The sequence below is a fragment of the Exiguobacterium antarcticum DSM 14480 genome (assembly GCF_000685865.1).
GTDB lineage: Bacteria > Bacillota > Bacilli > Exiguobacteriales > Exiguobacteriaceae > Exiguobacterium_A > Exiguobacterium_A antarcticum.
Map to the genome: position 1 here is coordinate 42,368 of NZ_JMKS01000005.1, position 25,013 is coordinate 67,380.

The following is a 25,013-nucleotide window of genomic DNA, read 5'->3' on the forward strand; positions in this document are numbered from 1 at the left end:
TATTGCCCTGGAATGTGGTGGAACAATGTTAGAAACAACTACGCTACTTGGAAAGATTCAGCAGTTCATGAAGATCTTCTTTCCGATTCTGGTCACACAGGTAGCGTTTTACTTAATTAGTTTTTTTGATACAGTCATGGCTGGTCGATACGGATCAGCTGATTTAGCAGGTGTTGGAGTCGGAGCGAGTCTATGGGCACCCGTCTATACCGGGTTGACCGGTATCTTATTAGCCGTCGCTCCACTTGTCTCCCAGGCGATGGGCGCACGGAAGGAACGAGAAGTGAAACGAATCGTCGTTCAGGCGCTTTATGTGTCTGTCGTCATCATCCTCCTGACAATCATCCTTGGTTTTTTGCTTGTTAATCCGATTTTACATCAGATGGAATTATCGGACGAAGCACGTCATGTCGCCCGTGTGTATCTCATCATGTTAGGGTTTGGTATCATACCGATGTTTGTCTTCTTTGTCCTTCGTACGTTGATTGATTCCTTAGGGAAGTCGAACATTACGATGACGTTATTATTATTCTCTTTACCCATTAATGTCGCTTTCAATTATCTGTTTATCTTCGGAAAGTTCGGTTTTCCGGAATTGGGCGGAATCGGGGCAGGGGTCGCGACAGCGATCACCTATTGGATTTTATGTCTTGCGGTCATCGGTGTTGTCTTAAAAGGGGAACTGTTCCAACGCCTTGGGATTCTCCGACGTTTTTATAAACCGGATGTCAAGCGGATCAAAGAATTGATCTTACTTGGAGCGCCGATTGGTCTGGCGATTTTTTCAGAAGTCAGTATCTTTTCGGCAGTGACGTTGTTGCTCGGCGCTTACGGCGATGTCGTCATCGGAGCCTATCAGGCAGCAATCAACTTTGCGTCATTTGTCTACATGATTCCCCTCTCGGCAGCATCAGCACTGACGATCACGGTCGGCTTCGAGATGGGGGCCAAACGGGTCAAGGACGCGGTACAGTATGTCTGGATCGGTTTGTTGTTATGCCTTGCCGTGTCCTTGTTCTCCGGTGGATTGTTGTACGTCCAAAACGAACAGGTTGCAGCACTCTACAGTAATGACCCCGCTGTCATCGAGATGGCAGCACATTTCATGATCTTGGCGATTTTCTTTCAATTATCCGATGCGATCGCAGCACCGACTCAGGGGGCACTGCGAGGATTCAAAGATGTGAACGTCACCTTCATTCTGACGATTACTGCCTACTGGGTCATCGGTTTGCCACTTGGCTTTTATTTCGAGCGATTTACGGCACTTGGACCAGACGGCTATTGGTGGGGATTGATCATCGGACTTGCTGTCGGAGCCGGTCTTTTGTTACTCCGCTTGGTGCATCTCGTTAGAAAATCGAAGGAGGTCGTGAAATGAAGCTCAATAAACAGCGCCTCATGACGGTTGCGAAAATCATTTTGCCGATCGTCTTGATTGCATTCATTTTTTATCAAGGACAAAACGAGTTAAAAAGTCTGTCGTTAAAAGAATCGATTCGAGCGATTCAACAAATCCCGTCTTGGAAATTCATTTTGCTCATCATCGCTGGACTTGCAGCAGTCGCGACGATGTTCTTTTATGACTTCTTTTTATTGCGGTCGCTTCAAGCCAAAGTACCGCTCGGGTTGATTTTCCGGGCCTCTTGGATTGCCAATTCGTTTAACGGCATCATCGGTTTCGGTGGACTCGCCGGAATCGGTGTCCGCTCGGCACTATATCGTCCATTCGTCGAGGGCACTCGTCTATTGAAGGCGATTGGTTGGATGGCGCCAACGCTGATCAGTGGATTATCGATTCTATCGGCGTTGTCATTACTAAATGTTTTTCCGGCATTCGAAGTATTGGACTTAAAAAAATGGTTGTGGCCGGTCATCATCGGCGTTGCTTTTTTCTTCCCGGTCTATTTGTTGTTTACGTTCCGCCGGGGGAGCAGCAGTATTCGTCCGTCGTCGATTGCCCTCTATTCCTTAGTGTCACTCGCAGAATGGTTTAGTGCCGGAGTCGTCGTGTATTTGATTTTAGCGGCACTTGGGACAGACGTCAGTTTTTCAAAAGTCATCGGGGTCTTCATCATCGCAGCGACAGCTGGACTGATTTCGATGGTACCAGGTGGATTTGGATCGTTTGACTTAGTCTTTTTGATCGGCATGCAACGTGCGGGTGTCGAAGAGGGGATCGTCCTCACGGGATTACTGATTTACCGGTTGGTCTATTACTTGATTCCGTTTGTGATTGGTGTGATTTTCTCGGCACGTGAATTCAGTGGTCCCGTCGTCAAGATGATTGAAGACAAACCGATCGTCGGACCCTCAGTGGAAGTCGGAGGTGTCCTCTGGCGACTCCAGTTACGTTTCTTGAGTAAGGTCCGGCACTTTACATTAGCCTTGATCACCTTACTCGCCGGCATTACGATTTGGGGACTGGCGATTTTACCGCCGAACTCCACCCAATATGAATACCTGGAAGCACGTTTGCCGCATGAACTTTTATTGCTCGCAAACAGTTTCTTTTTAATGGCGGGCTTGTTGTATGTCTTACTGGCACCCTCCTTGTATCGTCGGACAAAACGTTCATTATATATGATCTATGGTGCGTCGTTCTTTGCCCTCATCGGGATGGCGCTTCGTGGATTTAACCTGATTTCCTTATCCGTCGTACTGATTGTTTTAATTTTGGTCACGATGTCACGAAATGCCTTTCATCGCGAACGCACTTTGATTACGACGACCCGTCTGATCCGTGCGAGTATCGCTGGCTTTTTGTATATCGGAGGGTTCATTTTCTTTGGTTACGCCTTTTATACGCTCGGATCAGCCGATGGGACAAAGGTCTATCCGGCTCATGAAATTTTTATGTTTGCTGCCAGCGCGACGATTTTTGCTCTTGTCTATACCCTCGTCTTCATTCGTTTATTTAATGCGTTTAACCAACCTGTCTTAGGAGAAAAATTAGATCAACAAAAAGTGACCGCCGTGTTAACGGAACAAGGCGGGAATTATTTAAGTCATTTGGCCTTTTTGGGAGATAAACGCTTTTTCTATTCCGAATCGGGTCGTTCGTTCATTCAATTCAGTCAAACGGGTAACCGGATCATGATGCTCGGAGACCCGAGTGGGGATCCGGCAGAACATTCCCAACTGATTGCGTGTTTTCTACGACGCGTCGAGGACTTGGGGTATATCCCGAACATCTATCAGATACAGGCACAAAACATGTCCCTGTATCATGATTTTGGATTCAACTTCTTTAAGTTAGGTGAGGAGGCAATCGTCGACATTACCAGCTTCACGGTTTCAGGAAAAAAACGGGCCGGTCTACGTTCCATTAAAAACCGGTTTGAACGGGAAGGGATGACGTTTGAAATCGTCGAGCCCCCCTTGACCAGCGACTTGCTTGACGAGTTACGAGACGTCTCGGATGACTGGTTAGGCGGGAAATCAGAAAAAGGCTTTTCACTTGGTTATTTTGATGAGTCCTATCTGAACCAAGCTCCGATTGGTATCATGCGTGATGCCCAAAATGAGATTCTAGGATTCATGACTTTCATGCCGGCATATCAAGAAGGTGTCTTGTCGATTGATTTGATGCGTTTTCGCCCAGATGGTCCGAACGGGATCATGGACGCGATGCTCATGCGTCTGTTTGAATATGCAAAGGAGCAGGGATACCATACGTTCAACATGGGGATGGCACCTTTGTCTTCCGTTGGTGAGGATGAAACCTCCTTCTGGCAAGAACGGGTCGCAGCCGATGTCTTTAACAACATCCGCTATATGTACAGCTTCACCGGCTTGAGACGGTATAAAGAAAAATACGATCCGAAATGGGAAGGACGCTACTTGGCGTACCGAAAACGTCAATCCTTGACGATGGCCATTTTCAAGGTAACGCGTCTCATTTCGAAGAAAAAAGACCGGATTTTATTACCGTAAGTGAAAGAAGATTCCTTTATCATAAGGGATCTTCTTTTTTGTGTTCGATTAAAATGTATAAAGGTCTATACAACTAGAATGAATGACGATATACTAAAGGTGAAGGAATAATGACGAACGGGATCATACAGGGAAAGGGAGCGAAGATATGACAAGCATCATTCATGCAGAAATCTATACAGGACAGGGAGTCATTCCGAACGGATTCATTCGATTTGATCGTGTGATCGAAGCGATTGGTGACATGACCGACTATACGCCAGCCGACGAAACCGTCATTGATCTGGGAGGGAAACGACTGATTCCAGGAATGATCGATATTCACATTCATGGTGGATATGATGTCGATACGATGGATGCGGATCCGGAAGCATTGATCCGGTTAAGCGAAGCGATGCTTGCAGAAGGAGTCACTTCCTTTTTTGCGACGACGATCACCCAGGACTGGAATCAAATCAGCCGGGCGTTGGAAGTCGCGCGAGACGTCATAGCCTCTCGCCAAACGACGATAGAAGGAATCCATCTCGAAGGTCCGTTCATCAATCCGGATTATGCGGGGGCACAACCTCTTGAATATATTGTTGAACCGGATGTCGAACAGTTTTTAAAATGGCAAGAGGTATCCGGAAATCAAATCAAGCTCGTCACCTATGCGCCGGAACGTCCGGGAGCGCGTGCTTTTGAAGCCGCAGTCCGAGCGACAGGGGCGGTTCCATCTGCCGGACATACGGACGCGACCTTTGATCAAAATCATTTAGGACAAGTCACACACGGCACGCATCTCTACAATCAGATGCGTGCCCTGCATCACCGGGAACCCGGAACGGTCGGATACTGTCTGCTTGAACGATCTGTTTATGCAGAAATCATTCCGGACGGGATTCATAGTTCCAAAGAGATGGTTGAATTCGCCTATCGGATGAAGGGACCAGAACGGTTGACAGTCATCACCGATGCCATGCGGGCAAAAGGGTTGTCGGACGGAGAATACGAGTTAGGCGGACAGACGGTCTACGTCAAGGACAGCGCAGCACGGCTAGCGAGCGGTCATTTGGCAGGGAGTGTCTTGACGATGGATCAGGCGCTCCGCAACATCATCACGTTTACCGGCTGTTCACTGGAACAAGCGGTACAGATGACTTCAGTCAACCAGGCGGAAGAATTTGGTCTGACACAAAAGGGGCGACTTGAACGAGGGAAAGATGCGGATTTTGTTGTGTTAAATGCGAATCTAGAAGTCGAACAGACGATTCACCGAGGAACGATCCATCAATTTAAAGGACGGAAGGGGTAACAGCTGATGAAATGGATGATTGTAAAAAAAGCAGAAGAATTAGCAAACGTCTCGTATCAATTACTAAAACAAGAAATTCTGAGACACCCGGAAGGTTTGACGATAGGTCTCGCGACGGGCAGCTCCCCGCTCGGTGTGTACGAAGAATGGCGTAAGGATCAACTAGATTGCCGGCACGTGACGACTGTCAACTTGGATGAATATGTCGGACTGAGTCCGGATCATCCGCACAGTTACCATACCTTCATGAAGGAACATCTGTTTGAAACGGTTACTTTCAAGGAATCCTATCTGCCGATCGGTAATACAGCGGATCCGGTTGAAGAAAGTGACCGGTACGAACATCTCGTCAGGACACTCGGGATCGATATTCAACTTCTTGGTATCGGCTCAAACGGACATATCGCGTTTAACGAGCCGGGAACTCCGTTTGATGCTAAGACGCATGTCACCGAACTAACGGAATCGACACGACTTGCCAATCAACGGTTTTTTGACCGCTTAGAAGATGTTCCGAGCGAAGCAATCACGATGGGAATCGGCACGATCATGGAAGCGAAAAAGATTTTGTTGGTGGCGTCGAGTGAACGGAAAGCGGAAGCGATCCGGGACATGATGGAAGGACCGGCAACAGTCGACTGTCCGGCGACCATCTTACAACGGCACGCAGATGTCATGGTCGTATTGGATGAAGAAGCGGCAAGCCTGTTATCGGAAGAAGCAAAACGGACTGGTCGGGCAGCGTATACGAATTTTATGAAATGAATCGGGAAACAACGGACTCGTCTTTCACGAAAACGGACTTTTAAAAGTCCATTTTTGGTAAGGCGAGTTTTTTTCTTTTGAAATCCGAATCGAAAAGCATGGACGTTCGTCAAGTAATGAAATCACACGATCTTAATCGAATCGTAAATTGACATTTCAATAAAAGTCCGGATAATGGAGAATAGTGAACTTTACAGAAAATTTACATGAAAATGAGGGCTTACAGATGCAGACGAGATCAGCAAGAAAGAGGCAACCGAGTGCTGGCAAGATGTTCATCAAAGTGATCGCGGCCTTGTTACTACTTTTGACTGTCATCGGTTCCGGTTATGCGGGAGCGGTTTTCATAAAAACGCAGGAAACATTAGCGAAAACACAAATCAACATTCCAGGTTCGAGTGCGAGTTCTAAATATGACGATGTTCCGTCCGAATCGTTTTTGATTTTAGGAACGGATGAGACAAAAGCCAGCAAATCACGGAATGAGCCCGCTCGATCAGATGTCATGATCGTCGGTGTCTTGAACAAAAAAACGGAACAATTGGTGTTGACGAGTATTCCTCGTGACTCGCTCGTTAACATCGACTATTCGAAATATGACGTGCCATACGGGAAGACGGGTGTCGAGCAGGATAAAATCACCCATGCCCACTACTTTGGTTCGATGGATCCATCCAGCTCATACAACGGAATCAAGTTAGCACGTGAGACGACTGAAAATTTGCTTGGAATTGAGATCAACCATGTCGTCAAAGTCAATTTCCAAGGATTTGTTCAATTGATCGATGCCTTAAACGGTGTAGATGTGGATGTCCGTTACGCGTTTAAAGAACAGGATTCAGCACGTAAGGCAGGCACGATTACCGTTGAAAAAGGGATGCAACATCTGACCGGAGAACAGGCACTCGCCTATGTCCGAAATCGTCACGATGATCCACTCGGTGATATCGGTCGGGGACAAAAACAGATGCAAGTCATTCAGGCAGTTGCGAAAGAGGCAGCGAGCTTCCGTTCGCTTGGTGCGTACCGTGATATTTTAGATGCAGTCGGAGACAACGTCGAGACGAATCTAGGTCCCAATGACTATTTACGTCTAGTGGACTTCACGACGGCATTACGTAATACGACCGAATACCAGTTAGCGGGAGAAGGGTATATCGGGATCAGCGGGAAATGGGAATATCATCTCGACCCAGACCAGCTTGACCGTGTCAAAGCAAACTTAACAAAAGCGATGCAAGGACAAGAAGTCTCACCGATCAAAGATGAAACGGAAACACCCGGACAAACCGATTCAACGACAGTCGAAGAACCTGTTCAATAAATCAAAAAAAGGGGCTGACTCAAAAATGAGGACGTCTCTCGATTAAAAGGAATGAAGGGAGGTGGATTTCCGATGTTTGATTCGGAAATCTACCTCCCTTTTCCTTCGTGAACAATAAGAATTTGCATAGAAACGGCCGATAATTCCGTGAAAGATGGAATCATCGGCCATTTGATTGATAGAGGACGGAAACGTTCATCCTCGACGCCCATGGAAAGCGAGGATGTCGGAAACGTCCGTCTCAAGGATTGATCTTGACCTGACTGATGAGTCAGACCCTTTTTTAGGGAATAATCAACGTCGTCGCTCCATCTCGACCGTAAAGGTGTACCGATCGCCACGATAAGCCGAAATGACGTATTCAAACGGTTGATCCGTCGCAAGGAAGGTCAATTGCTCGACCGATAAGACGGGCGAACTGATCGACAAACCGAGATGGTGGGCTTCTTCTTTTGTAGCGAGACGCGACTCGAACGTCTGACTGGCACGACCGAGGTTCAGCCCACTCGCTTCAGCGAATGCGTATAAGGAAGCAATCGCAACTTCCTGATTCAGACCCGGTAACAACTGTTCCGGAATATAGACGGTCTCAAGCGCGAGCGGTTGTTCATTGGCGATGCGTAAGCGTTTTAATTCATAAATCTTGGCACCTTCACGGATGCCCAGTTTATTTGCAATCGTCATTTCAGCAGCAATCACCTGATAGGACAAGAGTTCACTCGCTGGTTCGAGTCCGAGGTGTTCCATCTCCTCTGAAAAACTAGTCAATCCAGACAATTGCATGACGATTTTTTTATTGGCAACGAATGTGCCACGACCTTTTTGACGGATCAGATAACCCGCGTTGACAAGGTTTGAAATCGCTTGGCGAACCGTCATTCGGCTGATTTGATGTGCCTCAGCAAACTCTCGTTCAGAGGGGATCAAATCCCCTGGCTGCAACAGACCACTTTCGATTTGTTGTTTCAAGGCAGCTTCGATTTGATAGTAGATTGGAAGTGGTGAATTTTTATTGATGTGCTGAATCACGGCATTTCGTCCCTTCGCGGTCGATAGTCTTTCGTCTAGTGTACTAGGAAATGAAGGTGCCGACAAACGATTGTAGGCAATTTGTGGCATAATAGAAGCGAAATCAGATGAAGAAAGGTGGGCGTAGGATGCGTCTTGAACAAATTTATCCGACGGTTCGGACATTCGAAACCGTTGTAGCGGATATGAAAGAACAACAGGGGTATTGGGTCGCGTTGGAAAAAAGCTATTTTTACCCGGAAAGTGGAGGACAGCCAGCTGATCGCGGGACGCTGAATGGAATCGAGGTGCTGGATGTCCAACTAATAGAAGGCATCGTTTGGCATCTGCTGAACAGTCCGCTTCTTGGAAAAACTGTTCACGGTGAAGTCGATGATGCAGTCCGGACGGATCATGCGGCGCAACATACAGCCCAACATGTCATTTCGGCGATTTTACAAGATGAGTTTCAGATTAAAACCGTCAGTTTTCGAACAGGATCAGAAGAATCGACACTCGATCTTGCGACGGACCAGTGGGACGAGAAATTACAGAACCGGCTTGAGGAACGGTTACGTCAGGTCATCGTGGCCGGACATGTCATCACGGCTACAGAATACGAAGAGGCGGAGGCTTTGGCATTACCATTACGAAAAATGCCTCAAGTGACTGGTCAAATTCGAGTTGTCCAAATCGGTGAACTCGATTATAGTGCATGTGGCGGAACACACCTTGAATCAACATCAGAACTGGAGTTGATTTTATTTACGGGTCAAGAAAAGATTCGGGGGAATATCCGATTGACGTATGTCGCAAAGGACCGGGCGTTTCGATTACTCACGACAGAACGACGTGTCTTGTCGGAAACTGCACGTTTCTTATCGGCTAAAAAAGATCAGGTCCGTGACGTCGTCGACGAACTGAAACAAGATCAAATCCGGTTGAATCGACAAGTCGGTCAAGCAGAGGACGCGCATGTCCAAACCGTTCTGAAACAGCTCTTGAACGGACCGGAGCAGATTCTAGTGCTTCACCATGAGCAGGAAGATATCCGTTTTTCAGAAAAAATCGGTAAAGCATTGGTAGAAGCAGGGCGTACTGTACTTGTCTGGAACGAGGTCGCTAAGAAACTCTTGATGTACAGCACGGGACGTGTGCATCTCGGACAGTTTACGAAAACACACGTCAAACAGTTTAATGGCCGCGGTGGCGGAAGCGAAACGAACGCGCAAGTTTTGTTCGTAACGCATGAAGATGCACTGGCCTTTGTAGAAGCATTAGAGGAGGAATTACATACATGACCGTCATACAAGTAAAAACAACAGAGCATAAGCAAGCTGTACGCATGATCCGGGAACGTGTTTTCGTCGAGGAACAAGGCGTCCCGCGCAATCTTGAATATGATACACATGACGAAACGGCAATCCATCTCCTCGTTCTCGATGAGATGAATCGTCCGGTGGCGACGGGCAGAACCCGCCCGTATGACGAGCAACGGATGAAGGTGGAACGTGTCGCCACGCTTGCTGCGACACGCGGAAAAGGGTATGGCGGTGAACTGATGCGGGCGATGGAACGGATTGCACGCCGTGAAGGACGGACGATTTTGACGCTTGGTGCGCAAGTCCAGGCGATTCCCTTTTATCAAGGACTTGGTTATGCCATCGTCTCGGATGAATTTGATGATGCCGGGATTCCGCATCGGACGATGGAGAAGAAAATTTGATGGAATTTGATGAGAAATCCTGAAAAAGGGTTTCTTTTTTTTGATATCTATGTATATATATAATTCATAGTGAATTTTTATACAGATAGATACAGTCGACTTCAAGGAGGAATTGGGAATGACGAAACAAAAATTGATTTTAGCGTATTCAGGTGGACTTGATACTTCGGTCGCCATCAAATGGTTGAGCAAGGACTATGATGTCGTCGCGTTATGCATGGATGTCGGTGAAGGAAAAGATTTGACGGTCATCAAAGAAAAAGCATTGCTCGTCGGAGCCGTCGAATCGATCGTTCTTGATGTCAAAGAGGAGTTTGCGAACGAGTTTGTTTTGCCAGCCCTTCAATATGGAGCACATTATGAAGGAGCTTATCCTTTGATTTCGGCACTATCCCGTCCGTTGATCGCTGAAAAACTGGTCGAAGTGGCCCATGCGCACGGCGCAACGGCAGTCGCTCACGGCTGTACCGGAAAAGGAAATGACCAAGTCCGGTTTGAAGTCTCGGTCGCGGCCCTCGATCCGTCACTCGAAGTCATCGCGCCAGTCCGGGAGTGGAAATGGTCACGGGAAGAAGAGATTGCCTATGCTAAGGAAAATGATGTCCCGATCCCGATTAACCTCGACAGCCCGTATTCAATTGATATGAATCTTTGGGGACGGAGTAACGAGTGTGGCGTCCTTGAAAACCCGTGGACAGAACCTCCGCAAGATGCGTATGCGTTGACGGTGGCACCGGAAGAAGCACCGGATCAAGCAGAAGAAATCGTCATCGGTTTTGAAGCGGGTGTACCGACTTCAATCAATGGAACAGCCTATCCACTCGCAAAACTGATCACAGAACTCAACATCATCGCCGGGGCACATGGCGTCGGACGGATTGACCATGTCGAGAACCGTCTTGTCGGGATCAAGTCACGTGAAGTGTATGAGTGCCCGGGTGCAACGGTTTTACTTAAAGCACATGCTGCTTTAGAGACAATCACGCTGACTAAGGATGTTGCTCACTTCAAACCGATTTTAAGCAAACAATATGCAGAGACGATTTATAACGGATTGTTCCACGCACCGTTAACAAAAGGACTGAAAGCCTTCTTGACAGCGACACAACAAGATGTGACGGGCGAAGTCCGCGTCAAACTGTACAAAGGGAACGCGACCGTTACAGGACGTCAGTCAACTGTTTCGCTGTATGACGAGAAACTCGCGACTTACACAAAAGAAGATGCATTTGATCACGAAGCGGCAAAAGGATTCATTAAATTGCATGGTCTAGCGATTGCGACACATGCAAGTGTCCATCGTCAGGAAGGCGTGAAAAAATGACGAAACTATGGGGCGGACGGTTTACGGAAAGTGCTTCCGCTCAGGCGGAGGCATTCGGCGCATCGATTTCATTTGATCAAAAATTGGCGGCTGTCGATTTACAAGGCAGCTTGGCCCATGCACAGATGTTATACGAACAAGGAATTCTCGAGGAGACGGAATGGAAACAAATCGAAGCCGGTCTGCAACGATTACGACAGACGATTGATCAGCATGTCTATTCGCTTGCAGATGAAGACATCCATATGAATCTCGAACGGTTGTTGACGGAGCAGATTGGTCCCGTCGCCGGGAAGTTGCATACAGCACGCAGTCGAAACGACCAAGTCGCGACCGATCTCCATCTTTGGATGGAGCAACATGTGCTCGAACTGTTGACGAGTATCCGTAACTTACAATCTGTCATCACGGGACAGGCAGATCAGCACATCGAAACAATCATGCCCGGTTATACGCATCTCCAACGGGCCCAACCGATTTCGCTGGCCCATCATTTACTTGCCTATTTTTGGATGTTTGAACGGGATGCCGATCGATTAACGGATAACTTGAAGCGGATTCGGATGTCGCCACTCGGTGCCGGTGCACTTGCCGGGACGACGTTCCCGATCGATCGGTTCAAATCAGCCGAGTTGCTTGGTTTTGAGCACGTCTATCCGAATAGTTTAGACGCCGTCTCGGATCGTGATTTTGTCATCGAATATCTCGGAATCGCCTCGACAGTCATGATGCACCTGTCGCGGTTCTGTGAAGAAATCATCATCTGGGCGTCGCAAGAGTTTTCTTTCATCGAGTTATCTGATGCGTTCTCGACCGGTTCAAGCATGATGCCACAGAAAAAGAATCCGGACTTCGCGGAATTGATTCGTGGGAAGACAGGACGGGTATATGGAAACTTGATGGGGTTCTTGACGACGATGAAAGCATTACCACTCGCTTACAATAAAGATATGCAAGAAGATAAGGAAGGCGTCTTTGATACGGCTGATACGGTGTTACAATCGGTTCAGATTTTTACCGGGATGCTTGAATCCGCTACGTTTAAGACAGAAGCGCTCAAGAAGGCGACGATGCAAGACTTCTCGAATGCAACGGAACTGGCAGATTATTTGGTCACAAAAGGCATACCCTTCCGTGAAGCACACGAAATCGTCGGGAAAGCCGTCCTGCATTGCGTCCAATCAAATTGTTTCTTAAAAGATTTGACGCTTGTGACGTATCAGACGTTCCATCCGGTAATCGGGGAAGACGTCTATCCGTTACTTGATCCGGTTCAAGCCGTCGCACGACGGGGAAGCTATGGTGGGACTGGTTTTGATGCTGTCCGAGAACAATTGACATCGGCGAAGCAGAAGCTGGAAGAAGGATAAAAATCAAAAAAGTTTGGCAAATCACTGGATTTAACAAAAAATGTTTGCTATAACTGTAACTAACAACCGACAGATAGAGGCGCGGATGACATCAGTAGCAACACTGACAAAGGCAAGCATGCCAAGTGATGTGAAAGGGGAAATCCGCCGAAGTGAACAGGAAAATGCTTTTTCCTGATTGCTGGTACAACGGTTAAGATCCGTTGTACTGCCGAAACCCACGTTTCGGAGCGCTATCTTACGTAAAAGAACGTATGACACTGTCATCGTTTGTCCGATCGTGATAACGACGGGCCGTAGGAACGCTCCTACCGGCCCGTCGTTTTTTTCTGTTTCGGGACAAAAGGAGATAGGATTGTGACAACTGTACTTAAATTTGGTGGTAGTTCGGTTGCGACTGTCGAACAGATTCAGTCTATTGCGAATTATTTGAAGAATCGGACGGATCAAGGTGAAAAATTAGTCGTCGTCGTATCAGCAATGGGGAAAATGACAGACTCCTTGATTGCGCAGGCCCAGGCAATCACGGATCGGCCGGAACGCCGTGAACTCGATCGTCTGCTTGCGATTGGTGAGGAACAGACAATCTCGCTCCTTAGTATTGCCTTGAACTCACTCGGGACAAAAGCACTGTCGCAGACAGGTGCTCAAGCCGGCATCAGTACGATGGGGCTCCATACGAAAAGTAAAATCAAACAGATTGATGGTGGATTGCTTCGGAAAAAACTGGAGACCTACGATGTCATCATCGTTGCTGGTTTCCAAGGAGTCAATGAACTGGGGGATGTCACGACACTCGGACGTGGCGGATCCGATACGACTGCCGTCGCACTGGCAGCCGTTCTCGATAAACGCTGTGAAATCTATACGGACGTCGATGGAGTATATACGGCAGATCCACGGATTCATGCCGCGGCCCAACCGATTCCACATATTTCATATGATGAGATGATGGAAATGAGTGCGCTCGGATCAAAAGTCATGGAGATGCGTAGTGTCGAGCTTGGTAAAAAATATGGTGTGCATATCTTTGTTGGGAAAACACTTGAATCGGAAAGAGGGACTTGGATCATGGAGGTAACGGAAACGATGGAACAAAAAGCGGTCACGAGTGTCAGTGTGACGAAAAACGTCATGACAGTATCGATTAAACATGTACCGCAGACGAACTCAGCGGTCGCGGATATCTTTGAATTGTTATCGGGTCGTCACGTCAACATCGATATGATCAGTCAGACGACGTTTGACAGTGACATCTTCCTCTCCTTCTCTTGTCCGTTAGACGAAGAAGAGTTTTTGGAAGAAGCGTTGCAGGACATCATGGAACGTTTTCCAACGGTAAAGGTTGATCGGCATAACCAACACGCTAAATTATCCGTTGTCGGAATCGGGATGCGTGACGCAACCGGGGTCGCCTCAAAATTATTTGCGACATTCCGGGCAGAAAATATCACGTTTTATCAAGTTACGACATCAGAAATCAGTATTTCGTATACGATTGCTCAAGCCGATATCGAACGAACGGTCGCAGCGATTGCAAACGCATTTGAATTGTAAGGAGGAAATGAGATGTATCATGTAGCAGTCATTGGCGCAACGGGCGCTGTCGGACAAAAAATGTTACAAGTCTTGGCCGAACTCGATTTTCCAGTTCGTCAGATTTCAGCCTATGCGTCCGCGCGTTCCGCAGGCAAAACGGTTCAATTTAAAGGACAAGACATCATGATTCAAGCCTTGTCGGAGCAGATTACAGATGACGGAATCGATGTTGCCTTGTTCGCAGCGGGGGGAACAATCAGTGAACAGTATGCACCGTTACTTGCGAACGCAGGGACACTCGTCGTTGATAATTCAAGTGCTTTCCGGATGCAAGCCGGTATCCCGCTTGTCGTTCCGGAAGTGAACCCCGAAGCGATCGGACCGAAAAACCGGCTGATTGCAAATCCGAACTGTTCGACCATTCAATCCGTCGTCGCCCTGGCGCCGTTACAACAATTTGGACTGAAACGCGTCAACTATACGACGTATCAAGCCGTGTCCGGTTCGGGACAAAAAGGGATCGAAGATTTAGCACGGGGAAGTCGTGGTGAAGAACCGGTCAATTATCCGCATCCGATTTTTGATAATATCTTGCCGCATATCGATGTGTTTTTACCGGACGGTTATACAAAAGAAGAACAAAAAATGATCGATGAAACACGAAAAATCTTTCAGTTGCCGGAGTTGCCGGTCAGTGCGACATGTGTCCGCGTACCGGTCACGAATGCCCACTCGGTTGCGATCAACGTGACGTTCGAGCAGGAGACGACAGTTGAAGCGATTCGCGCTGCATTGATTGACGCACCAGGTGTCGTCCTTGTCGACGATGTCAGTCAAAATCAATACCCGATGCCGCTTGACGCGAGTGGAACAGATGATGTCTATGTCGGACGGATTCGTCAGGATCAAAGTTTCCCGAATACGTTCCATATTTGGTGTGTTGCCGATAACATCCGGAAAGGTGCTGCATCGAACGCTGTCCAAGTGGCGCGCCAAGCGCTCGAAAGTTCAATCCATTCTTAAAAAACCGAGGAGGAACCTGATATGTTTAGAGGAGCAGGAACAGCACTCGCCACACCGTTCACATCAACGGGTGAACTGGACTTAACGGTATTTGAACAACTGATCGAACAGCAACTCGCAGCAAACATTCAAGCACTTGTCGTCGGTGGGACGACAGGAGAAGGATCGACGCTGACGAACACAGAATTTGAGACGTTGCTGACGACGGCTGTCCGTGTGACAGCTGGACGTGTCCCGGTCATTGCCGGAACAGGGACGAACAATACGGCTCAAACGATTGAAAAAACACAAACAGCGGCACGCCTCGGAGCAGATGCGGCGATGCTCGTGACACCTTATTACAATAAGACGTCGCAAGCAGGGCTCGTGGCTCACTTTACGGCTGTTGCCGATGCTGTTGACCTACCGATCATGTTATATAACGTCCCGTCCCGAACAGGTGTCGCAATTGCTGTCGAGACGGCAGTGACGTTATCGAAACACCGAAACATCCAAGCGTTCAAAGAAGCGAGTGGGGATGTCAGTTTCATGGGAGAACTGATGACGGCCTTACCAAAAGACTTTGCTGTTTTCTGTGGCAATGACGACCAGATCCTGCCGTACATGGCATGGGGGGCACAAGGTGTGATTTCCGTCTTGTCGAATCCATACCCAGCGGAAACGCAGGCACTTGCAGAAGCCTTGCTCGAAAATGATTACGAAACGGCTCGTCGCCTCCAGAGTGATCTGATGCCCGTCATTTCCGCCTTGTTCAGCGATGTCAATCCGATCCCGGTCAAAGCAGCTCTTGAAGAAATCGGAATTGCCGTTGGAGCACCTCGTCTGCCGCTCGTCCGTCAGTCGGATGCGGGACATGCTCACTTGATTGAGACGATGCGAAGTTATAAAGGAGTGGTTGGATGAAACTTGCCATTCACGGATACGGCGCAACGGGACATTACGTCCATGAACTGGCACCGGACGCGGTCGTTGCGGTAATTGATAAAACAAAGACCGCTGCAGATGTTCCCTCATACGGAACGCTCGCAGAGCTAGAGGAATCAGTCGATGCAATCATTGACTTTTCGCATCCAAGTTTGTTGCCGGACTTACTGGAATACGGTCTGAAGACGAAAACACCACTCGTCATCGCGACGACCGGTTTCTCGGAAGCGGAATTGCAGACGATTCGCGACGCCTCAAAACAGATTCCAATTTTCCAATCGTATAACATGTCGTTTGGGATTGCGATGATGCAACAGTTGTTAAAGACACTGGTGCCGCTCGCCGGAGCATTCGACATCGAACTGCTTGAGAAACACCATAATCAAAAAGTCGATGCACCAAGCGGGACAGCGGAACTGTTGTTGCGGACGATACAAGACCTGCGGGATGTCAAACCGGTCTACGAACGGGAATCGACACGCGAGAAGCGGGAAGCAAACGAAATTGGGATGCACTCGATGCGTGGCGGAACGATCTTCGGGGAACATGAAGTATTATTCGCCGGCGTCGATGAATTGATTGAAATCAAACACACGGCGTTATCAAAAAAAGTTTTTGCTTCAGGTGCCATCAAAGCGGCGGAAGCGCTCATTCAAAAATCAGCGGGACTCTATACACTGGAGACGCTTTACACACAGGAGGATTCACATGTTATTAACTGATGCTTATGAAATTGCGAAATTCATTAAAGATGCTAAAAAACAAACACCGGTCAAACTGTATGTCAACGGGGACCTGGCAGGACTGACGATTGAAGGTGCAACAGCCTTCGGAACGGATCAATCGAAAATTTTCTTCGCCGATGCAGGACTTGCTTCGACATTCTTAGAAGAGAATGCAGACCGGATTACTGAGGTGCACGTCGAATATGACCGTCGCAACAGTGCCGTGCCGATGCTCGATACACGCCATTTGAATGCCCGGATCGAACCAGGTGCATGGATTCGGGATCATGTCGTCATCGGCGATAACGCGGTCATCATGATGGGTGCAATCATTAATATCGGTGCATCAATCGGAGATGGTACAATGATAGATATGAACGCTGTCGTCGGTGCACGCGGGACGATTGGTAAAAACGTTCATGTCGGTGCCGGCGCCGTGGTCGCAGGGGTCCTTGAACCACCTTCGAAAACACCGGTCATCATTGAAGACGGTGTCTTAATCGGAGCGAATGCCGTCATCTTAGAAGGTGTTCGTGTCGGAAAAGATGCGGTCGTCGCAGCAGGCAGTGTCGTCACAGAAGACGTCCCTGCCGGCAGCGTAGTGGCTGGTACGCCAGCACGTGTCATCAAACAGAAAGATGCAAAAACAGCAGAGAAGACGCAACTGGTGGATGATTTACGTTCACTCTGATTGACGTCGAAGAGGAGGAAAACACATGGCAGTGGATACACAGTATGGAGAAGCAATTTGGTTAGACGGGGTTTTTCATGATCCAAAAGAGGCAACTACGAGCGTCATGTCCCATGCGATTCATTACGGAAGCGGATTCTTCGAAGGCATCCGTGCGTATGCGACACCGGATGGTCCGGCGATTTTCCAATTGACGGAACATATTGAACGTCTGTTCCGCAGTTGCGCGTTTTATCATGTGACGATTCCTTATACAGTGGAAGAACTTGTCCAAGCGACGATTGATCTTGTCGCCAAAAACGGCTTTGAATCTTGTTACATTCGTCCATTTGTTTTCCTCGGTACACCGTGGCAAGCATTGATGGCTAAAGATACGACGGTCCACGTCGGAATTTCTTGCTGGGAACTCGGTGAATACTTTGATAAAGGTGTTGGCATCCGGGCGAAAGTCGCTTCATACCGCCGCGTTTCATCGACAATGATGCCGATGCAAGCAAAAGCAGCTGCCAACTATATGAACTCGCAACTCTTAAAAGGAGAAGCACTTCGTGATGGATTTGATGAAGCGATTGCCCTCGATATGAACGGAAACGTCAGTGAAGCGAGTGTCGCGAACTTGTTTATGTTGAAAAACGGAACGATCTATACACCATCGCTCGATTGTTCGGTTCTTGATGGCATCACGCGTCAAGTGGTCATGCGTCTTGCACAAGATCAGGGATATCCTGTCGTCGAACGTCATATCGGTCGGGATGAGTTGTATGTTGCGGATGAAATCTTCTTAACAGGAACGGCTGCAGAAATCACAAGTGTCGGTGAAATTGATCATATCGTCATCAACGGCGGAACACGGGCTGTCGCGGATGAATTACTTGATCTCTACCGTCAAACCGTCTCGGGTCAATTGCCACAATATGCATCGTGGTTGACTTACGTGACGCCAGCCATCGCAGAATGAGTTCAAGAACAATCGTTACAATCGATCGGGAAGCGGTGCGACGAAATGTCGCATCGGTTTTCGCCCGGTCCAATAAGCAGATTTTTGCCGTGGTCAAAAATAATGCCTATAATCTAGGGATGATTGAAATGGTCGCCACATTGATGGAAGCCGGTGTTCGTCATTTTGCCGTCGCGGAAGTCTACGAAGCAATTGAAATTAAAACGAATTTTCCAGACAGTTATGTACTGGCGATGAATCCGGCGTCGCACTTCAAAGAAGTCCGCCTGCACGGTGTTGCCCTTGGAATTCCTTCGCTCGATTGGCTGACACGTCATCAGGCTGATTTGTCGGGAATCGAACTCCATCTCAAAGTGAATGTCGGGATGAACCGTTTTGGTGTCAGTTCGCTTCAAGAAGCGTTATCAGTGCTTGAGACAGTACGCGAACAAGATCTTGCGTTGACAGGTCTCTATACACATTTTCCACTGGCGGATGAACCGGGGGCCGATCACGATGGTCAAGTCGAACGGTTTTTAGAAATCACCGATGTGTTACGAACAAAACAATCGTTCCCTTACATTCATGCAGAAAACAGTGCAACGATCGTCAAACATGATCCACGGCTCGCATTTTGTAATTATGTCCGTCCTGGTATTTTCTTGTTTGGTTACTCACCGATTGAAAAAATGGATTGGTTGATTCCTTCACTCCGGATGACGACGGAAGTCGTTGAGATTCGTCAAGTGGAAGCAGGGGAACACGTCGGATATGGTACGTCTTATACGGCGCCAGAAACGATTCGTGTCGCCGTTCTGCCGGTTGGATATGGAGATGGGGTTGTCCGCGGACGCTCATCGCTTCCAGTCATCATCAACGGGAAAAGATATCCGATCATCAGCAAATTGTTCATGAGTCATACGTTCATCGCCATCGATTCAACGGTTCAAATCGGTGACAAGGTTGTGCTCTATGGGGACGGCATCGAAATCGATGATATTACCCGGACCGGGACAGCCAACAATTCGGAACAGATGTGTGCCCGCTCATGGCGTTTGACACATCGTTATTTATAAGGGGGAATCCAGATGTACGGAAGCCAATATTTGACGGAACAAGAGAATGAATTACAAATCGATGGTGTGGCGGCAACGGCGCTTGCAAAACAATACGGGACACCGCTTTATGTCATGGCAGAACGTGAATTGACAGACCGTCTGGCGACCGTACGGGATGCCTTTTTAGAGAAATATCCGAACACGTATGCCTCGTTTGCTTCCAAAGCGTTGACGATTGGTGCGGTGTACCAGCAAGTCGTAAAGCATGGTCTCGGCATTGATGTCGTCACTGGCGGTGAACTATATATTGCCCGTAAAGCGGGTGTGCCGGCGGAACGAATCTACTTCCATGGCTCGAACAAATCGACACAAGATTTACGGTATGCCGTGGATGAGGGAGTCGGGAAGATTGTTATCGATCATTATGGAGAGATCGCCCAACTCAATCAAATTGCGGCAGATGCCTGTCAAACCGTTCAGGTATTGATTCGGATTGTACCGCAAGTCATTGGCGGTGCGCACACGAAAATTCAGACCGGCGGTGTCGATACGAAGTTCGGTTTCTCGACGCATGATGATTCGTATCTTGAAGCGATCGAAGCGATTCTTGCATCCGAACACTTAGTCTTGCTTGGTATTCATTGTCACGTCGGTTCACAAATTCAAGAGATCGAACTGTTTGAACGGACGGCGCGGACGATGATGGGGTTTGTCGAAACGATCCGGGAGCGGACGTCCTTCGTCGCAAGCGAAGTCAATCTCGGCGGTGGTTTTGGGATTGCCTATACGCAAGACGATCAGCCGCTTGATTTTGAACAAACGATCGAGCGGGTCATGACCATCATCGACGTCGAGACGACACGTCTTGCAATCGACCGACCACGAATCGGCATCGAACCAGGTCGTTGGGTTGTGGCTAATGCCGGAACGACGCTTTACACGGTCGGGGCGATCAAGGAAGTGCAGGGTGTCAGAACGTACCTGTCAGTTGATGGCGGTATGGCCGACAATATCCGTCCTGCTTTATACGGGGCCGTGTATGAAACCGTCATCGCCAATCGAATCAAAGGAGAAACACGACATGTGACGGTCGTGGGTGCAGCTTGCGAGTCCGGTGATCTGGTTGCCGAGTCGGCGAACGTGGCAGATCCGGTCAGTGGCGATACACTGGCTGTCTTTGGGACGGGTGCCTACAACTATTCGATGGCAAGCAACTACAATCAATTTTTACGACCGGCCGTCGTCTTCGTCAACAAAGGAGAGTCCCGCGAAGTTGTTCGTCGACAGACCTATGCCGATTTGATCCAGTGTGATCTCGGACTGGAAAACATTCCATCCTCTTAAAACTAAAAAACACCTTCGTCTTCAACGGACGAAGGTGTTTTTGGTTACTTCGGAATGACGAGGACTTGTCCCACCGAAATCAAATTGACATTGGTGATTTTGTTGGCACTGGCGAGAGCGGTGACGGTGACACCATATTTCGTTGCGATCGAATATAACGTATCTCCTGCTTTGACCGTATAAGTGACGGTCGCAGGCGGAGGTGTCGTTCCCGGAATGACAAGAACTTGACCAACGTTGATCAAATTATAGTTCGTGATATTGTTTGCTTTGGCGAGAGCTGCGACGCTGACATTGTAGAGGTTAGCGATTTTGTAAAGGGTATCGCCCGATTTGACGGTGTAGGTTTTACTGCCACTTGGAGGCAGTTTCAGCAATTCTGAAATCGTGACGAATTTATACCCTTTGGCTTTGAGTTGTGAAATCATCGAAGGTAGGGCAACAGGTGTTCCGGGGGCACCGGCACCAGTATGCATCAGAACGATTGAACCCGGGACGACATTGGGGACGACACGCGCCAAAATAGCGCTTGAACTGATACCTTTCCAGTCTGTCGTATCAATGTTCCACTGAATCGTTTTTGTATAACCGGCATTTCCGACGGCTGCTAAGACGGCACTGTTACTTGCACCAAACGGCGCACGGAAGATTGGTTTGGTTGTTCGACCGGTCAGCGATTTGATTAACGTTTCTGTCTTAGACAGTTCGCTCGTCATTTGTGCGGCGGTCAATTTCGTGAAGTCTGGATGCGTGTAGGAGTGATTTCCGATTTGATGAGTGGGGGTGGCGGTCGCGATGTTTTTAATCCGCTGAGGGTGGTTGTTGGCTCCAGTACCCGTCAGGAAGAAGGTGGCTTTGACATTGTTACTTTTTAAGATGCTCAAAATTTTTGTGATGTTCCCACCGTCTGACCCATCATCAAATGTCAACGCGACGACTTTACTGGTCGTTGAACCTTTCGTGACGAACGTCGAACTTGCTGCATCTGCTGTCAAACCGTAACTGAAGAAAGGAAAAAGCGATATCAGCACGATCATGATGATTCGAATCCACTTCGTATGCATGTGTATTTCGCCTCCTTTTTCTAGGATGACTGTCTCTCACTTGTCTCTACTTATCTATTACCCTTTTTGAGCAATAAAACTAAAAAAGAGGGAAATAATTCCCCAATCATTGTTGGTTCAAACGGAATAAACTGAGATAATTGTTTAATCATGAAATGAACAGGGAAAACATGATATATGGAAATAGTAAAAGGAGTGGAATATGAATGATTGAATTTAAAAACGTTGGCAAGCAATTTAAAGATAACGTTGTCTTAAAAGGCTTGACCCTCGAAATCAAAGAGGGTGAACTGGTTGTCTTCATCGGACCAAGTGGTTGTGGGAAAACGACGTCCCTTAAAATGATCAACCGATTGATTGAACCATCGTCAGGTACGATTTTAGTGAACGGGAAAGATATCATGAAAACGGATACGATTGAATTACGTCGTCATATGGGATACGTCATTCAGCAAACTGGTTTATTTCCACATATGACCGTTCGGGAAAACATTCAGTTGATTGCCGGTCTCGAAGGAAAAGATCATGATCAAATGGACCTTCGGACAGAAGAATTGCTTCAAATGGTCGGGCTGGATCCAAAACAATTCATTGATCGTTATCCAAGCGAATTGAGTGGTGGACAACAACAGCGGGTTGGTTTCGCCCGAGCGTTGATGAATGACCCAGATGTCATCTTAATGGATGAACCGTTTAGTGCGCTTGACCCCGTCACACGAAATGACCTCCAAGAAGAATTATTCAACCTCCAAGAAGAAGTCAAAAAAACGATTGTATTCGTCACCCACGATATGGATGAAGCGATTAAGTTAGCCGATCGGATTTGTATCATGCGTGATGGGGAAATTGTTCAATTTGATACACCGGAAGAAATCTTACGTCACCCGAAAGACGAGTACGTCGAATCATTTATCGGGAAAAATAAGATTTGGAGCAGCCCGGCGTTTATCAAAGCAGAGGACATCATGATTGAAGATCCTGTCTCAATCAGCGGAAAACGAACGTTATTACAAGGGATTGAAATCATGCGTGGACGCAAGGTCGACAGTCTGTTGATTACGGATCGCGACCGGATCCTGCAAGGAATCGTCAAGTTGAAAAACATTCAAACTGCACCTGACAAGGGAGTACGAATCGAAGACGTCATGGAAGGTGAACTCGTCGCCGTCGATGAACAAGACTCGTTGCTTGATGTACTTGAAGTCATGAACCATGAAGAAACAGGTTATTTACCTGTCACCAACAAATCGGGTCAATTACGTGGATTAATTACAAGAAGTAGCTTACTTTCCGTCTTGAGTGAGCAGTTCATTCAGGAGGAGGAAGTACAATGAGTGGATTTTTAGATTATGTGCAAAATAATACCGGTCAGATTTTTGACTTATTACTTGAACACCTACAGTTAACTGTGTTTGCCGTCGTCATTGCGGTCATACTCGGTATTCCAATCGGGATTCTGATTACACGGTATCAGCGGTTTGCAAAACCCGTACTCGCCTTGACGAGTGTCGTCCAAGCCGTTCCGAGTCTTGCTTTACTTGGATTCTTGATTCCATTTATCGGCATTGGATCAACACCAGCCATTATCATGGTCGTCTTGTATTCCTTACTTCCGATCGTCAAAAATACGTATACAGGTTTATCAAGTATTCCAGGAGATATGTTGGAAGCTGCAAAAGGGATTGGACTGACCGAACGACAAGTTTTAGGAAAGGTTCAAATTCCGCTTGCTTTACCAATCATGATGGCTGGAATTCGGATCTCGGCCGTGACGGCTGTTGGTCTGATGACGATTTCTGCCTTTATCGGTGCCGGTGGACTTGGTTATCTTGTCTTCTCGGGTATCCAGACAGTCGATAATAATCAAATCCTTGCCGGAGCGATTCCTGCAGGTATCTTAGCCCTTGCGATTGACTTCATCGTCAGTCGGATCGAATATTCTGTCGCACCAAACGGAATTCAGCTGGCAGACGGTCGAATCAAAAGTAAAGCCCGTAAACGCCGGAAAGCGATGACGGCCGGGAAGAAAATTGCCATCGTGAGTATCATTTTCCTGCTGATTGGTGGAACGGTCGCGTATTCGTTCTTAAAAACGGATAAGATCGTCATCGGTTCAAAAAACTTTACCGAACAATTGATTTTAGGAAACATGTTAGCAGACTTGATCGAGGAGAAAACCGATCTCGAAGTCGAACGTCAACTCAACCTGGGTGGGACGAAAGTTGCCTATGGTGCTTTAGAAACGGGCGAGATTGATGCCTACGTCGAGTATACAGGGACGTTATTGATTGATGTCTTGAAACAGGATGTCGAGACTGATCCAAAAGCCGTTTATGAAAAGGTAAGTAAGATGATCCCGGCGAAAAGTCAGGTCGATGTTCTCGATTCAATTGGTTTTAATAACACGTATGCGTTGGCGATGACAAAAGAAGATGTCGAAAAATACGATTTGAAGACCGTATCCGATATGGCAGCAGTCAGCAATCGTCTTATTCTCGGATCGACGATCGAATTCGCGAACCGTGAAGATGGATACCTCGGATTGAAAGAGAAATACCCTGATATGAAATTCCAAGATGTTCAGCCTGTTGATGGGGGACTTCGTTATACCGCATTGACGAACGGGAAAACGAATGTCATCGATAGTTTCTCGACAGACGGTTTGTTAAAGAAATTTGATTTGACCGTTCTCGAAGATGATAAAGAATTTTTCCCGCCGTACTATGCAGTCCCGATTGTGCGTCAAGAAACGTTGGAAGAACATCCGGAACTGAAGGAAGTCCTGAATCTGTTGAAGGATAAAATCACAGATGAAAAGATGCAAGAATTGAACTTTAAAGCGGATGTCGAAAAAGAGCGTCCGGAAGACGTGGCACGTGACTTCTTGATTGAAGAAGGATTAATCAAAAAGTAACGAAAAGAGAGCCGAGGCGGGAATCCGCTTCGGCTCTTTGTTATGCG

The 25,013-nt window shown here is 47.6% G+C and carries 21 protein-coding genes and 1 riboswitch; of the genes, 19 read left to right on the top strand and 2 right to left on the bottom strand.

Features of this window, described 5'->3' with window-relative positions; genetic code table 11:
• The first annotated feature begins 25 nt into the window (after positions 1-25).
• From P404_RS0111510 to P404_RS0111530, 5 genes are all read left to right on the top strand, one after another.
• The gene (locus tag P404_RS0111510) at positions 26-1,381 is read left to right on the top strand and encodes an MATE family efflux transporter (RefSeq protein ID WP_026830856.1); all 1,356 of its coding nucleotides are present in this window, start codon (positions 26-28) and stop codon (positions 1,379-1,381) included.
• On the top strand, positions 1,378-3,936 hold the full coding sequence (mprF, locus tag P404_RS0111515; RefSeq protein ID WP_014969485.1) for a bifunctional lysylphosphatidylglycerol flippase/synthetase MprF: 2,559 nt from the start codon (positions 1,378-1,380) through the stop codon (positions 3,934-3,936). The genes P404_RS0111510 and mprF overlap by 4 nt, the downstream gene beginning before the upstream one ends.
• Positions 3,937-4,084: 148 nt before the next feature.
• Positions 4,085-5,230, top strand: coding sequence for an N-acetylglucosamine-6-phosphate deacetylase (nagA, locus tag P404_RS0111520; RefSeq protein WP_026830857.1), 1,146 nt, complete (start codon positions 4,085-4,087; stop codon positions 5,228-5,230).
• A gap of 6 nt (positions 5,231-5,236) precedes the next feature.
• Positions 5,237-5,995, top strand: a complete 759-nt coding sequence (gene nagB, locus P404_RS0111525; protein ID WP_014969487.1) for a glucosamine-6-phosphate deaminase — start codon at positions 5,237-5,239, stop codon at positions 5,993-5,995.
• Positions 5,996-6,221: 226 nt separating this feature from the next.
• Positions 6,222-7,319 (top strand): LCP family protein, encoded by a 1,098-nt coding sequence (locus P404_RS0111530; protein WP_034774486.1) that lies wholly within the window; start codon positions 6,222-6,224, stop codon positions 7,317-7,319.
• A 294-nt stretch (positions 7,320-7,613) separates the two neighbouring features.
• On the opposite strand, the gene phnF is transcribed toward P404_RS0111530, so the two are convergent.
• A complete protein-coding gene (gene phnF / locus P404_RS0111535; protein WP_014969490.1) occupies positions 7,614-8,348 on the bottom strand; it encodes a phosphonate metabolism transcriptional regulator PhnF in 735 nt (244 codons plus the stop codon).
• A gap of 128 nt (positions 8,349-8,476) precedes the next feature.
• Here phnF and P404_RS0111540 point away from each other — a divergent pair, with 128 nt between their 5' ends.
• From P404_RS0111540 to lysA, 12 genes are all read left to right on the top strand, one after another.
• Positions 8,477-9,628 (top strand): alanyl-tRNA editing protein, encoded by a 1,152-nt coding sequence (locus tag P404_RS0111540; protein ID WP_026830859.1) that lies wholly within the window; start codon positions 8,477-8,479, stop codon positions 9,626-9,628.
• Entirely contained in the window at positions 9,625-10,053 is a 429-nt protein-coding gene (locus tag P404_RS0111545) for a GNAT family N-acetyltransferase (RefSeq protein WP_014969492.1), read from the top strand. Before P404_RS0111540 ends, P404_RS0111545 begins: the two co-directional genes overlap by 4 nt.
• Before the next feature lie 118 nt (positions 10,054-10,171).
• Entirely contained in the window at positions 10,172-11,377 is a 1,206-nt protein-coding gene (locus tag P404_RS0111550; protein ID WP_014969493.1) for an argininosuccinate synthase, read from the top strand.
• A complete protein-coding gene (gene argH / locus P404_RS0111555; RefSeq protein ID WP_026830860.1) occupies positions 11,374-12,747 on the top strand; it encodes an argininosuccinate lyase in 1,374 nt (457 codons plus the stop codon). The genes P404_RS0111550 and argH overlap by 4 nt, the downstream gene beginning before the upstream one ends.
• A gap of 66 nt (positions 12,748-12,813) precedes the next feature.
• A riboswitch (Lysine riboswitch) is annotated at positions 12,814-12,991 on the top strand.
• A gap of 113 nt (positions 12,992-13,104) precedes the next feature.
• Entirely contained in the window at positions 13,105-14,304 is a 1,200-nt protein-coding gene (locus P404_RS0111560) for an aspartate kinase (RefSeq protein WP_026830861.1), read from the top strand.
• Between the two features lie 12 nt (positions 14,305-14,316).
• Positions 14,317-15,309: an aspartate-semialdehyde dehydrogenase gene (locus P404_RS0111565; protein ID WP_026830862.1), complete on the top strand. Its 993-nt coding sequence runs from the start codon at positions 14,317-14,319 to the stop codon at positions 15,307-15,309.
• A 21-nt stretch (positions 15,310-15,330) separates the two neighbouring features.
• On the top strand, positions 15,331-16,212 hold the full coding sequence (gene dapA, locus P404_RS0111570; protein WP_014969497.1) for a 4-hydroxy-tetrahydrodipicolinate synthase: 882 nt from the start codon (positions 15,331-15,333) through the stop codon (positions 16,210-16,212).
• Positions 16,209-16,955, top strand: coding sequence for a 4-hydroxy-tetrahydrodipicolinate reductase (gene dapB / locus P404_RS0111575; protein WP_014969498.1), 747 nt, complete (start codon positions 16,209-16,211; stop codon positions 16,953-16,955). Before dapA ends, dapB begins: the two co-directional genes overlap by 4 nt.
• Positions 16,942-17,649: a 2,3,4,5-tetrahydropyridine-2,6-dicarboxylate N-acetyltransferase gene (gene dapD, locus P404_RS0111580; protein WP_014969499.1), complete on the top strand. Its 708-nt coding sequence runs from the start codon at positions 16,942-16,944 to the stop codon at positions 17,647-17,649. Before dapB ends, dapD begins: the two co-directional genes overlap by 14 nt.
• A gap of 25 nt (positions 17,650-17,674) precedes the next feature.
• A complete protein-coding gene (locus P404_RS0111585) occupies positions 17,675-18,607 on the top strand; it encodes a branched-chain amino acid transaminase (protein WP_014969500.1) in 933 nt (310 codons plus the stop codon).
• Entirely contained in the window at positions 18,604-19,662 is a 1,059-nt protein-coding gene (alr, locus tag P404_RS0111590; protein WP_026830863.1) for an alanine racemase, read from the top strand. Before P404_RS0111585 ends, alr begins: the two co-directional genes overlap by 4 nt.
• A 12-nt stretch (positions 19,663-19,674) precedes the next feature.
• Entirely contained in the window at positions 19,675-20,988 is a 1,314-nt protein-coding gene (lysA, locus tag P404_RS0111595) for a diaminopimelate decarboxylase (RefSeq protein WP_014969502.1), read from the top strand.
• A gap of 44 nt (positions 20,989-21,032) precedes the next feature.
• On the opposite strand, the gene P404_RS0111600 is transcribed toward lysA, so the two are convergent.
• The gene (locus P404_RS0111600; protein WP_026830865.1) at positions 21,033-22,052 is read right to left on the bottom strand and encodes a LysM peptidoglycan-binding domain-containing protein; all 1,020 of its coding nucleotides are present in this window, start codon (positions 22,050-22,052) and stop codon (positions 21,033-21,035) included.
• Positions 22,053-22,258: 206 nt separating this feature from the next.
• On the opposite strand from P404_RS0111600, the gene P404_RS0111605 reads away from it, so the two are divergent.
• Together P404_RS0111605 and P404_RS0111610 are read left to right on the top strand one after the other, a co-directional pair.
• Positions 22,259-23,386 carry an ABC transporter ATP-binding protein gene (locus tag P404_RS0111605; protein ID WP_026830866.1) on the top strand — a complete coding sequence of 376 codons (1,128 nt, stop codon included), beginning with the start codon at positions 22,259-22,261 and terminating at the stop codon, positions 23,384-23,386.
• Complete coding sequence (locus P404_RS0111610) at positions 23,383-24,966, top strand: ABC transporter permease/substrate-binding protein (protein ID WP_014969505.1); 1,584 nt, start codon at positions 23,383-23,385, stop codon at positions 24,964-24,966. Before P404_RS0111605 ends, P404_RS0111610 begins: the two co-directional genes overlap by 4 nt.
• The last annotated feature ends 47 nt before the right edge of the window (positions 24,967-25,013 follow it).